Source organism: Paenibacillus sp. FSL K6-2393, assembly GCF_038002545.1.
Classification (GTDB): Bacteria; Bacillota; Bacilli; order Paenibacillales; family Paenibacillaceae; genus Paenibacillus.
The window spans coordinates 747,146-760,515 of sequence record NZ_JBBOCU010000001.1 but is presented as its reverse complement, the minus strand read 5'-3'; the positions used below and the strand labels follow the sequence as shown (position 1 = coordinate 760,515).

At 47.5% G+C, this 13,370-nt stretch carries 11 protein-coding genes; 3 read left to right on the top strand and 8 right to left on the bottom strand.

Going from position 1 to position 13,370, the window contains the following annotated elements; genetic code table 11:
• Window positions 1-6: 6 nt before the first annotated feature.
• The 3 genes from MHI14_RS03205 to MHI14_RS03195 are packed head-to-tail and all read right to left on the bottom strand — an operon-like array spanning window position 7 to window position 3,322.
• Window positions 7-1,185: an ABC transporter permease gene (locus MHI14_RS03205; protein WP_341129885.1), complete on the bottom strand. Its 1,179-nt coding sequence runs from the start codon at window positions 1,183-1,185 to the stop codon at window positions 7-9.
• Complete coding sequence (locus MHI14_RS03200) at window positions 1,178-2,374, bottom strand: ABC transporter permease (protein WP_341129884.1); 1,197 nt, start codon at window positions 2,372-2,374, stop codon at window positions 1,178-1,180. The genes MHI14_RS03205 and MHI14_RS03200 overlap by 8 nt, the downstream gene beginning before the upstream one ends.
• A gap of 12 nt (window positions 2,375-2,386) precedes the next feature.
• On the bottom strand, window positions 2,387-3,322 hold the full coding sequence (locus MHI14_RS03195; RefSeq protein ID WP_341129883.1) for an ABC transporter ATP-binding protein: 936 nt from the start codon (window positions 3,320-3,322) through the stop codon (window positions 2,387-2,389).
• A gap of 211 nt (window positions 3,323-3,533) precedes the next feature.
• Here MHI14_RS03195 and MHI14_RS03190 point away from each other — a divergent pair, with 211 nt between their 5' ends.
• On the top strand, window positions 3,534-4,745 hold the full coding sequence (locus MHI14_RS03190) for a sensor histidine kinase (RefSeq protein WP_341129882.1): 1,212 nt from the start codon (window positions 3,534-3,536) through the stop codon (window positions 4,743-4,745).
• 21 nt (window positions 4,746-4,766) lie between these two features.
• Window positions 4,767-5,456, top strand: a complete 690-nt coding sequence (locus MHI14_RS03185) for a response regulator transcription factor (protein ID WP_341129881.1) — start codon at window positions 4,767-4,769, stop codon at window positions 5,454-5,456.
• 91 nt (window positions 5,457-5,547) lie between these two features.
• Here MHI14_RS03185 and MHI14_RS03180 read toward each other — a convergent pair whose 3' ends face one another.
• From MHI14_RS03180 to ftsE, 5 genes are all read right to left on the bottom strand, one after another.
• Window positions 5,548-6,876, bottom strand: a complete 1,329-nt coding sequence (locus MHI14_RS03180; protein WP_341129880.1) for a PDZ domain-containing protein — start codon at window positions 6,874-6,876, stop codon at window positions 5,548-5,550.
• A gap of 64 nt (window positions 6,877-6,940) precedes the next feature.
• The gene (locus MHI14_RS03175; RefSeq protein WP_074096593.1) at window positions 6,941-8,413 is read right to left on the bottom strand and encodes a S41 family peptidase; all 1,473 of its coding nucleotides are present in this window, start codon (window positions 8,411-8,413) and stop codon (window positions 6,941-6,943) included.
• A gap of 135 nt (window positions 8,414-8,548) precedes the next feature.
• Complete coding sequence (locus MHI14_RS03170; protein WP_091036424.1) at window positions 8,549-9,829, bottom strand: murein hydrolase activator EnvC family protein; 1,281 nt, start codon at window positions 9,827-9,829, stop codon at window positions 8,549-8,551.
• 187 nt (window positions 9,830-10,016) lie between these two features.
• A complete protein-coding gene (ftsX, locus tag MHI14_RS03165) occupies window positions 10,017-10,934 on the bottom strand; it encodes a permease-like cell division protein FtsX (protein ID WP_091036421.1) in 918 nt (305 codons plus the stop codon).
• Window positions 10,924-11,610 carry a cell division ATP-binding protein FtsE gene (gene ftsE, locus MHI14_RS03160; RefSeq protein WP_024631580.1) on the bottom strand — a complete coding sequence of 229 codons (687 nt, stop codon included), beginning with the start codon at window positions 11,608-11,610 and terminating at the stop codon, window positions 10,924-10,926. The genes ftsX and ftsE overlap by 11 nt, the downstream gene beginning before the upstream one ends.
• A 254-nt stretch (window positions 11,611-11,864) precedes the next feature.
• Between ftsE and MHI14_RS03155 the strand changes: the two genes are divergently transcribed.
• Complete coding sequence (locus tag MHI14_RS03155) at window positions 11,865-13,298, top strand: VanW family protein (protein WP_341129879.1); 1,434 nt, start codon at window positions 11,865-11,867, stop codon at window positions 13,296-13,298.
• Window positions 13,299-13,370 lie beyond the last annotated feature (72 nt).

Sequence of the window (13,370 nt, the reverse complement as noted above, 5' to 3'; positions counted from 1 at the left end):
ATTACCTTATGCCTCTACTCCTGGCTGGCTAGGGCGTAGAATCGCAGAGCCTACGGTCAGTAAAATGGCAGCCATGCCAAACAAAATCAATAGTGGCAATGTGATATCCGACAATGTACCGCCAGCAGAGATCGTTTCCACCGCCTGAATCGCCCATTTCTGTGGAACGAAGTTGGCGAGCTTTTGCATATAATCCGGCATCAACGAGATCGGCCAGAAACAACCACCTATCATGCAGGTTGGCATAATGACAAGTGAATTCAGCATGTTGGCATTTTTGGGATTACGGATTAATCCTGCCACGGTACTTGCGATCCCCATGGAGACCAGCATAAATGCGGCCAAGATGATGAAATGAATGCCAAAAGGAATACCGGCATCATAATGCAGCAACCACCTGCTGACTCCCAAAACCAGAACAATCTGAATCATACCAATGACAAAGCTGCCGAGGAAATTACCAAGCGCAATCTCATATGCACGGACGGGTGCCGTATATACTCTGGCCATCGTACGTTTCCTGCGATCTTCCATTATCACAGCCACTGCACTAGTCAGCAGCCCCATCATAAACATAATCGTAAATCCAGTCACATTGTTCAGGCCTGGCTTGGGATAGATCTGCAGATCGGTGACTTCACCAGCAACCTGATGTTTTCCTATCTCCTGTAAAAGCTGTTCAAATGGCTTATGTGTACTCGATAGTATCTCAGTCTCACTTGAAACAGGACCTGCGGCCACCTTAACAGCTGAAGCAGATTGTTGCAATCCGCTCGTCAAACCTTCAACTGCTGCTCGTAGAGTATAGGAACTTTCACTTATACGCAGTTCCACCAATTGAATTTCGGTTGGCTTTCCTTGTAACAGATCCTCCGTATAATGTACCGGAATGATGATGCCAGAACTTCCTTTTTGCTGAGCGATGGCTTCCTTCACTTCTGCTTGGTTGTTCATCGGCTTGAGCAGATACTCCTCTTTGCCAGCAAGTTCATGAATCATCCATGTCCCTGCCACCCCTCCATCCTCATTGACATAGGGAATAACAGTACGTGCACTCTGCTCGCTTCCAAAAAGAGCAACCGCTCCTGTAATCACCAGGCAAGGCAGAAGCAGAAACGTAATGAAGCCCATTTTACGGCCAAGTGTACGTCTAATCATCAACCAGGCGATGTGTAGACTATTCATATCGGTATCCTGCCTTTCTATAGATCAATCCTGAGATGAACAGTAATACAGCGCATACCACGCCTAACATCAGAATGCTATATACAATCTCTCGTACAGGTGCATCCAGCATCATTCTCAGAAAACTTTGGAGCGCCCAGTGGTTAACCGTAAATTCGCTAATCCGTTGTACAAAATCAATCGGAATGGGCGTGAACCCACCGCTAATAAATGTCATTGCAACGATGATACCTTGGATGGTTGCGCTGGCCGATGCCGAGCTTTTGCATACCAATGCCACGATCACGCCAAGGGTCATGGATGCCAATGTGATACATACACAAGTGAGCACAATATACCAAGGATGCGTTCCCCAATCTACACCATAGAACCAATACGTCATAAGTATGATCGTTGTTGCTTGTAAGAAAGCGAGCAGACTATTACCTGCAATTTTGCCAGCGAAAATAACTCCATTGCCTATAGGCGCAGCCTGAAGGCGAATTAACGTTTTGTTATCACGCTCTCCAAAAAGGCTGGTACTTGTTGTCATGCCTGAGTACAACATGAACATCGCCAGCATGGAAGCTGCATAGTATTGGGAGGCACTATACGCCGTACCTGTCTTACCGGGATTAGTGACAGCAATAGAGGTGGAATTCGCCGTACCAGACTCCGAAGCAGAGGCCATGGCAGTAGTCACTTCCCGACCGAGCACTTTGGTAATCGCCATATGTCGGTTCCATTCATCCGTAAAACGTGTGAACAAAGTTTCACCCAAGGTATTAAGTGTGTTGTCCTTTCCTCGTATCCACTGTAACCTGGCCTCTTTCCCCGTCATCACGTTTTGCTCAAAATCCGAAGGAATCATTACAGCAAAGTCTAGCTTGCCGGTACGCAGTGAATGGACTGCCTCTTCTTCTGTCGTAAAGTTCTGCACTTGGACCATCTCAGCTACCGCCGGGGAATTCACGAATGTATCCAGTGCTTGATTAACCGCACTTGATCCTCCACCAGATTCAGTATTCAAATGGATGATTCCCACACGTACAGTATCCGGAATAACATCCTTCGCCGTACCCATCGTACTGGAAAGTGCCGTACCCAATATAAAAATCAGTAACAACGGCAAAATGAACAGGTTTAACACTACAGATCGAATCTTAAGAATACGCCTCAATTCAAAGATGCAAATATGCCATATATTCATCTCTTGTTCCCCCTAGTCCCGAAGCGTACGCCCGGTCAGATTGAGGAACAACGTTTCCAGATCCGGCTCTTCGACCTTGAGCGACTGAATGGATATTTCATGTTTGCTGCAAATGAAGAGCAGATCCTGGAGATCCTGCTGTGCCGAGGGCAGCGTAATGGTCAGTGTATTCTCTGAAACGTCTACCATCCGCACGCGAGGGTGAAGTTTCAGTTCTTCCACAACGTCGGCACCGATACCGGAAGTGGAGAGCACTACTTTTTCCTCCGATGCTACCCGTTCTCTCAGCTCTGCTTCAGTCCCACAGGCAATAATTCGCCCCTGATCCATAATCGCAACCCGGTGACTAATCGCCGCCACTTCCTCCATGTAATGACTTGTATATATGATCGTTGAACCCATCTTGTTAAGTGTGCGTACCGATTCAAGAATATGATTCCGAGATTGCGGATCAATGCCAACTGTCGGTTCATCCATGATAATTAGATCCGGGCGATGTGTAATCGCACATGCGATGTTTAACCTGCGTTTCATACCACCAGAGAAGGTCGAGGGGGCATCCTTTGCTTTATCCTGCAACCCTACAAATTCAAGGGACTCCAGCACTCTTTCCTTAAGCAATTTTCCACGCAGTCCATACAGTCGGGCAAAGAAAGTCACATTCTCCGCAGCAGACATGGTTTCGTATAAAGCCAGATCCTGCGGAACGAGTCCGATCTTGCGCTTTACTTCAAGCGGTCGCTCCTTGACCGAGATCCCATCTAATCTGATCTCACCCTGATCCATATTCAGGAGCCCTGCAATCATGCTGATGGTGGTACTTTTTCCTGCTCCATTGGGACCAAGCAATCCAAAAATTTCGCCTTTGCCAACACTAAGGTTCAAATGATCCACGGACAGCTTGCTGCCGTATCGTTTTACTACATGATCTACTTCAAGTATGCCCATCCCTTATACGCCCCTTTTCCGTTTCGGCTTCCGCCGCTGGATTTCATAATTTTATTGTAACGGATCGCAATCTGTAGCGAAGGTACGAAAAGTCATGAATCGAAGGTGACTTAAGTCATCTCCTGATTCGAATGCTGCTTATGGTATAATCAAGGGCGCATTACCAAGAGATTTTCTACTCCACTTTTTATATAAAGGATGTCATTTACATATGCCGATGCGGTTTCTGCAATACGGATTAATTATCGTTCCAGCAGTACTGTACATGTTGATGCTGCCCTTGGAAAACGAAGCCGTCTACACCCTGCATATCATCATCGCCCTTGGACTCTCCGTGTGGAAAGATTTCAACCGTTCAAGTACACAGCAATGGCTGTTGCTTCTGGCCGAAATACTCTGGAGCTGCTGGCTGATTGTTTCGTATGGACCGTTTCTGCTATTCCTCTCTCTATCCGTGCTCTACGTATATATATACAGACTGGAGGGAAGTCGGAGATGGTTGATGTTTGCGATTCAGCTCGTTGCTAACAATGTCGCTTTGCATTGGCATTATTCTGTCCCACAGGCATCGCAGCCAGGGTTAACCACACTAAATACAACCGCCACTGCATTACTCTCCACAGAGACAATTGCGATGGTTCTTGGCAACCTGCTTCTGCTCATCACAGCGGCTCTGTCCTGGCAGGGATCAAGAACGGCGAGCAGCCGCGGACAACTGGAACAAGTCTATGACGAGCTCCGCAGCAAACATTACGAGCTACAAGAAGCGCGTGCGCAGCTGCTGTTATTTACAAAGCAACTTGAAGGAGTGGCTCAGGCAGAGGAACGTACCCGTATCTCCAGACAGCTTCATGACGATATCGGGCATCGACTGATTCGCACCAAAATGATGTCGGAAGCCGCTTTGCTGACCCTCCCCCTGAATATGGAACAAGGAACGGAAATGGTGCGACAGATTCGCGATCAATTGGCCACCAGTATGGATGATATGCGCAGCACACTGCACAAACTGCAACCTAATTCCTATGCATCCGAAGCCTACGCCCTGGATCGTCTCCTAGAGGAAGTGGGCAGAGATACCGGCGTGAAGACAAATTATGAAGTTCATGGCCCATCTCATGTGCTGTATCCCAGCATACAGATCGTTTTGTTCAAAAATGCCAAAGAAGCCTTGACCAATGCCCTGCGACATGGAAATGCTTCTTCGATCACAGTGGAGTTGGTATTCGGGGATCAAGAAGTGTGTATGAGTGTGAGTAATGATGGCAAAATCAATCCTCATTCTTCCAAGCGAAATGGCATAGGACAGGAAGGCATGCTTCTGCGCACACAAATGGTGGGAGGAGTCCTGGAGATTCAATCAGCTTATCCGTATACAGTGATTACACGCATTCCATTAACGAACCAGATGGATATACTCTGAAAAAAGGAAGTGAATGTTTTCATGTCCAAACGGAATGATGTGAACCAAAACAATGATTCAGCCCAACTCCCACTTATTCGGCTGATTCTCGCCGACGATGATTACTTCATTCGTGAGAGCCTGAAAGTGCTGCTCGGACTGGACTCCGGCATTCGCGTTACAGGCACAGCCTCAAATGGACAGGAAGCGTTGGAATTGCTTGAAGCAGGAACGCCTGCGGACGTGGTGTTGATGGATATTCGGATGCCGGAATGTGACGGAGTTGAAGGTACCAAACGCATCAAGTCATGTTTTCCTGAAATCCAGGTGCTCATGCTGACTACGTTTGACGACGATGAGTATATTATTCAGGCATTGCAGAATGGCGCAAGCGGTTATTTACTCAAAAATGTGCCCCCTGAGCGGATCATTCAAGGCATCAAGACCGTACATAACGGCGATATGTTAATTCATCCGGATATTGCCCGCAAATTGGCAGGCCTTCTCCGTCCCGCTGCGATTCCCCTGACACAGAACCCAATCGAAGCCTCTGGACTGACACGTATGGAGCTGGCGGTTGCCGAAGCCATATCGGAGGGGTTGTCCAATAAGGAAATTGCCGCCAAACTGTTCCTCAGTGAAGGCACAGTCAAAAACTACGTCACGGATATTCTCGGCAAGCTGAGCTTGCGTGATCGAACCCAAATCGCCATCTTTATGTTAAAACAATAACAAAAAAGGTATTTCCCTTGCCTGCGACGGCGTTAGGAAATACCTTTTTCATTGCTTGATTTATGCAAACATACTTCATCACGTATGCTAGTTACATCTCCACGGACCCTTTATCACTGGACACCGGGGCTGGCGGTAAAGCCAAGGGAGCTTCGTCCCTTTGTGGTTTTTTCAGACGGGCCAACAATTTGAGGTTGATGATATGGAACAGTGTCAGTGGACGTAACCGAATCGCCCAAACCTCGTGATTGTCCGGTGCCATAATGACCCCAAGCTGATGATGCTCCCCTTCATAGATCGCTCGTTGCATGAACTTGCTTTCTCCCTGATGATTGCGAACCTCAAGTTTGCAAAAAGCCGGGTTCATCCGCAGGGCACGATGTAACTCTTCCGGCGAATGAACCAACTTACCATTCACCTTGTACAAGGTCTCTCCTGCTTCAATCCCCAAATCTGCAGCAGGACTCTCCGGAATAACAGCCAATACCTTCAGCCCATGCTGCGGATGGACAAATACCGGACTGCGGTTTTGCTCTTCAAACGCGCTGTACCATACCAGAAATTCATGTCCAATAAATGCGATTAGTGCAGCAACCAACATGAGTGGAGACCACCATGCAGCAAGCAAACTGAACACGAGCAAAGTTGCCCCATATATCATCAACCGCTTCGATGAGATCTGTACCTTTTGTCCCGGAAGCATACTCTGCGTGATCTCACCAAATCCGAGCATAATCGGTAACGCAACCAGCATGTAACTATGTCCTGCATTCATCAGTGGATTCCAAGCCAGCTCCGCTCCACTGCCTGTGACCGGGACAAGAATTAGTAGAGGAATGGCCCAGAACTGTTGCAGTTGATATCCACCAACCAGTTTCCCGCGTTTTCCCTCGAAGAGAAGCGGTGATGCCATCGATACCCCCTGCATGCGTACCAACAGGGCTTCACCCATATGTAGAAGCGCCGCCAGGACAAGCAGTGCAGGCATATCCAGGGTACGTAGCGTTTCCGTTACACTACCCATCCAACCCGATGGTTGCCAGCCTGAAGCCAGATTCAAACCAAATTGCAACACACCCAGTAACCCGGCCGCATAAGCAAAGCACAGATACCGGATACGGAACAAGGATAGAATTAATGTTGCAGCCCATATGCATATCAGGCTTCCCAGTGTAAGATGTGCACCCAGGAATAGGGACACAATTGAGACGATGGTACCGATGAGTATGCCTCCGAGCACCGCACGAATCGTCTGTGTTATCGAGCTTTGCAAACGAACATGGAACAATTTACGCTCCTGCAGTAACTGACGATGATAGATCAGCGCAATCAGGATCACCGCAATATAATAAAACGGCTGAATAAACAACTGCAACAAAGCTTCCCCTAATGTAGTTAACCACGGCCATACCCATTCCATTGTGGTCGGTCACCCCTCTCTTTCAGCCGGTTCAGAAAAAAAGAAGGCTGAAAATCAGCCTTCTTTATGGCTTCGACACAGCGGACGAAATATCCTTCGAGACATTTTCGATCGCGCGTTTCAGCTGTGCATCATATTGAGGATTGGCAATACGTTCAATCAGAGCCGCTTCCAGTGATTCAGCGGTTTTCTCGTCAATCTGGCCTGTAGCCTGAATGCCTTTTTGCTTCTGGAATGCTTTAACCGCTTCTTCTGTCTTCTGGTCGTAGTATCCGTCCACACGATCCGGTTTGAAATCGAGTCCTCTCAGCATCGTCTGCGCACTTTTCACATCCGTGCTATTGCTGTCATATTTCAGTGGTAACTTCTCTTTATTAATCGGTGCCACCGAGAAATAATCCGGTTGGTCTACCGCAATATCCGGTTTGATTCCTTTTTCATGAATCCAGTCTCCGTTCGGAGTGAGCCACTTGGCAATTGTGATCTTCAGCAAGCTGCCGTCACCCATTTGCTTGTCATAACTCGTCTGCACGGTTCCTTTACCAAAGGAGTTTTCACCAATCAACTTAGCGCCTGCTGACTGTTGTAATGCCCCGGCCAAAATCTCCGACGCACTCGCACTGCCTTTGTTCATCAGGACTGTGACTGGATAAGCCTTTGCTGATCCATTGGACTTGCTTTGTTCCTTTTTGCCGTTCTTGTCTTCAACTTGCACAATAACCTTGCCTTTAGGAACAAACTGTTCAGCAATATCAATAACGACTTGCAATACACCGCCTGGGTCATTCCGTACATCGATGACCAGACCTTTCATGTTCTGCTTCTCAAGCTTCGCCAACTCTTCCTTGAAGCGATCACCTGTATTCAAAGAGAATTGAGTAATGGCAATAACGCCAATTCCGCCATCCTCCATGTGAGCATATACGGTCTCCAGATCAATGTCATCCCGTACAATCACAAATTCAATCAGTTCGGAAGATCCGGCACGTTTGACCTGTACCTTCGCTTCACTGCCCTTGGGACCTCTGATTTTGTTAACAGCCTTGTTCAGTTCCAACCCTTGCAGGGATTCGCCATTGACCGACATAATCATGTCTTTTGCACGAATACCCGCTTTCTCGGCAGGTGATCCTTTGATTGGGGAAACAACAACAACGTTTCCATCCTGTGAGGATACCTCTGCGCCAATACCGGTAAATGAACCTTCGATCGACTCTTCAAACTGAGCAGCCGTTTCCTGCCCCATATAGTTGGAGTACGGATCACCAAGCGATTCCATCATGCCGTTGATCGCACCGTCAATCAATTTGGTCTGATCCACGTCTTTATAATAGTTGCTTGAGATCAAATCCATCGCAGTTTCAATCTTTTTCAAATCGTTCTTCTGCTGTGTATTGCCGGTTACACTAGCCAGCAAACCTTCGCCCGCTGTGGTCTGATTTGCTATTCCCGGGTAAGTCATTAGTACCAGGGTTAGCAAACTACCACCCAGGAGACCCACAATGACAAGCAGTAGCGCCGATCTTTTCTTCATCATCCGTTTGTCACCGCCTTTAGTTTTGAAGCGTGTCCGATTCCATTGTTGCGAGAATCCATTCCCTGAACATGCCAGCTTATTATATGTCTAGCTTGTACGGAATATGTTTTTTCCATTCGAACAATGGAGCAATAATTACAAATAGTTCATCGGATTTACAGCGGTACCGTTATCTCTCACTTCAAAGTGCAAGTGAGGTCCAGTAGAGTTCCCTGTATTTCCTGACTCAGCAATGGTATCCCCTTTGCTTACAGTGTCTCCCTTGCTGACTTTGAATCCACCTTCGCGCAAGTGACCATATAACGTCCATAGTCCACCGCCGTGGTCCACAATAACCGTATAGCCATATCCGCTATACCATTCAGCCATGATCACGATTCCGCCAGAAGCAGCGTGAACTGAAGTTCCTTGAGGAACAGCAAAATCGACACCGGCATGCATCTTACCCACTACGCCCGTAATTGGATGGGTACGAGGACCGAATGGAGAAGAAATACGTCCTCCAGATACCGGTCTTGAGAAGATACCATTACCGGATGAATACGTGACCTCACTGCTGCTATCCGAACTCACTCTGGTTGGCGCCTTGGCAGCAGCCTTCGCCCGAGCTGCTGCCGCTGCTTTTGCTTTGGCCGCTGCGGCTGCTTGCTGTTCACGCAATTTATTTTTCTCTTGAAGAAGTGCCGAACGTTTGCTGGCAATCTGCATTAATACGTCTTCCTGCTCTTGTGTCAACTCTTCTGACTCTTCAATTTTAGCATCATATGAAGCGAGAAGCACTTGCTTTTCCGCTTCTTTTTCATTCAATTGGGACTTGCGCTGTTTCTTCTGTGCATACAGGCTCTTGGCTTCCGCATATTGCACATCCAATTCTGCCTTTTTGTCCACAACAAGTTGCTTGTCCGCTTTGTGCTCATCCAGCAGATGTTGATCCTGATCCACGATCGTTTTGAGTGAATCCGCACGAGTCAGAAAGTCAGTGAAGCTGGTAGAGGACAACAGTACATCCAGATAGGATACAGCACCGTCCGTGTACATCAGGCGTACACGTGACTCCAACAATTTTTCCCTTGCAACAATGCGTTCTTCTGCCGCTTGCAGATCTTTCTTCGTTGTACGGAGATCTTCTTCCGTGTTCTCGATCTGCAAGGATACACTGGCCAGTTCATCACTAACGACATTGATCTGTTCCATGACAACCTTCAGATAAGCGTTGGTTTTGTTCTTGTAATGCTGCGCTTCCTTTTTGTTGGAAGCCGCTTTTTTTTGCTCCTGCTTGGCAGAAGCCGCCTTGCTCTCCAGTTGCTGAATCTGTTGGTCAATATCGCTGATGCTACTCTTGGCATATCCGTCAGAAGGTTGAAGCGTCAAACTGGCCAATAACGTAAAGGCCAGCAGCGAAGCAGTTTTTTTCAAAATGATGATCCCCCATCCTATGATTTCACAAGAAAGCAACCTGCACAGGTGGTGAACAACATGTTCTTTGCTTTCTTCAATCTTAAAGACTCCGTCTTTCCTACATATCGTCAAACAGCGTCCATTAATGAACCTGCTTTGTCATTCTTTTCGACATATTCTGCAATTCGATCGTTGAAAACAAAATTTAAACGTTGAGTGATTTCCGAATGGACAGTGTACTTCCCAAAATACCTACCAGCACACCGAGTCCGATCAACAGTGTTCCAAACAGCCCCCAGATTTCGCCGAGCGGAATCAAGTTAAGCATCTGCATGAAAACATCCTGACCAATCGTGTTCATCAACTGGCTGTATCCAACAAACAGCACACCAACTGTAATGACCGAGCCTATAAATCCAATGAGTGCACCCTCAATAAAGAAAGGCCAACGAATAAAGGTGTTGGTTGCGCCGACCAGCTTCATAATACCGATCTCCCGGCGACGTGCCAGAATCGTTACGCGAATCGTATTCGAGATCAGGAACATGGACATGAGACCCAGTCCCCCAACAAAAATAAATCCGATGTTACGAACAAGCTTCGTAAATTTGAACAACACTTCCACCGTTTCCTTGCCGTAGTTCACTTTCATGATTGGCTTCTCCGGGTGTTTTTCGTTCAAAGCTTCGATTTTTTGCGCCACAAAAGTGACGGTTTCCGGTTCAATGACCTCAACTTCAATGGTCTCCGGCAGTGGGTTGTTGTCCACATCGAAACCGCTAAGCACGTTATCTGCACTCTCTCCAAGACGCTCACGGAACTCCTTGAGTCCTTCTTCCTTGGAAACAAAACGAATCTCACTTACTTCAGGCATCGCGCTGATTTCTTGCTCCAGTGTGTTACGCAGGTTCTCGTCCACATTCAGTTCGAGGAACGTGCTGATCTCCACCTGGCTATCAACCTGATTCGCCATCGAGTTCACATTGAGCACCAGCAACATAAACACACCAAGAATCAATAAGGACACAATGATGGACATGATGGAGGCCACAGACATCCAGCCGTTGCGGAATACGTTTTTGAATCCCTCCCGCAAATGGCGCAAGAGAGTACTAAAATTCATAACCGTATTCCCCTCTCATCTGATCCCGTACAATCTGTCCACGTTCAATGGCGATTACCCGCTTACGCATCGTATTCACGATATCTTTGTTGTGGGTTGCCATAACAATGGTTGTTCCCCGGAAATTAATCTCATCCAGCAGTTGCATAATGCCCCACGACGTCTCCGGATCGAGGTTACCTGTAGGCTCATCCGCGATAATAACCGATGGGTTATTGACGATAGCCCGTGCAATGGCAATACGCTGCTGTTCTCCACCCGAGAGCTGTGAAGGTTCACGATTCGCCTTGCTGCGCAGTCCCACCAGATCAAGCACTTCCATCACCCGTTTCTTGATATGACGCTTCGGTGCTTCAATAACTTCCATGGCAAATGCCACATTCTCAAATGCTGTCATCCGTGGCAGCAGACGAAAATCCTGGAACACAACGCCGATGTTACGACGCACATAAGGAATCTTTCTTGGCTTCAACTTACCAATATTAAATCCGTTAATGGATATTTGTCCTTTGGTCGGAACTTCTTCTCTGTACATCAATTTCATAAATGTCGATTTACCTGCGCCGGACGGACCGACGATATAGACAAATTCATTGCGGTCGATCTTCACCGACACCCCTTGTAATGCGTGGGTCCCATTGGCGTAGGTCTTCCACACGTCCTGCATTTCTATCACATCATCACTTCCTGCTCGCATAGTTAGCCATTATCATTTCGACACAATCCCGGCATTTCCTTTAAAAAGACCTGAATTTCATCAGGAAAAAATCCACTTCGTTCCTGTTTCAATGGTGAAGCATGGATTCATATGAAGTTTATTGTAACAAATTTGTTACCTATTGAGTACCCGAAAGTTTTCCTGCATTGGATCATATATATAGAAAGTGTTACAAAGTCGGGAACAACCGAAGTATAAAGGAGCGTACGGTTATGAAAAAAATACATTTGACGGTCATTGTTCTATTCTCCATCCTCTTGATCGGCTCCGCGTCTTATGGATTGCTGTATATGTACGTGAATCAACCTGCCCTGCCCAAAGATGTTCATGTTGGCGGCATGCTGGTGGAGGGGAAGAATCGCAAGAACGTATTGCATGAATTGGATGAACAGATCCAAAAGCTGGAGGACTGGCCTGTCACCTTTGAAGTGACTGAACCCAACCCCCAGACGATGTCGTATACCGCAGCTCAGGTGGGGGTGAGTTACAACGTTAACAGCTTGGAGTCCGCAATACAGCAGCTGGAGGAAGGTAACCTGTGGGAACGCGCTTATGCACGTTATCACTTTCCGAAAGAGTTCTCTCTCGATATGACCTACAACTCAAGACCACTCCAAGAACATCTCAGCCCTGCCTGGGAAAAAGAAACCTTCGGTACACCTGCGGACGCTGTTCGCCGCATTACCACAAGTGACAAAGTCCAGTATATCCCGGAAAAGGGCGTCCGCCGGATTGATTGGGATACACTCACAAATCTCATTCAGACGAAGCTGCACAGGGATTTCAGTGTACTCAACCCGGATGAGAAACCCGCCCCATTGCTGATCCAGGTACCACTGTATACGCTGAAGCCTGAAGTAACCCTTGATTCGCTACGCCAGGAAGGCATTGACCGAAAGATCATCCAGTTCTCCACGGGTCTGGGCAATAGTAGTGAAGGCCGGATACATAATGTCAGCGCAGCGGCGGAAGCGATTAACGGCATGATTTTGCCACCGGATGCCACATTCGATTATGAGAAGATCATCCGTAAAGCGGAGAAGGATTATGGGTTTCGTGAGGCACCGGTCATTGTCAATGGAAGACTTACCCCCGGAATTGGCGGGGGGATCTGCCAGGTATCCAGTACGGTGTATAACGCAGCGCTATTGACGGGTCTTGATATTATTGAGCGTCGCAACCATTCCCTGCCGGTCAAATATTTGCCAAAAGGACTGGATGCCACCTTTGCCTCGGGAGCCATCAACTTTCGCTTCAAGAATAATACTGGAAAGTCCTTACTCATTCATGCAGAGGTGAAGAACCACCAATTGATGGTGAAATTTTTCGGCACATTCCCGGAGAATGTCAGCTATGCCCTTGAATCTCGTACCATTGAAACATTAAGTGTTCCAGTAAAATATGTGTCCAGTACTGTACTGCCTGATGGTGCACAGCAGGTGCTGCAAGACGGACAGCCCGGATATATTGTCGAGACGGTAAGAACCAAAAGGCTGGACGGCAAAGTGGTCGAATCCAAAACGATTACACGGGACACGTACAAAGCTCAGAATCGCCTGATTGCCCGCTCCGGTCATAGCAGCCTGCCTGATCCACAAGGGCCTTCTGTGGTCGAGGACGGGATTAGCGATACAAAACAGCCTTAGGTTCTGAAGCCAACAAAAACAAAAAGACACACATCCCGTCCCTTTTGCAGGTACGCGAGAAGTGTGTCTTTC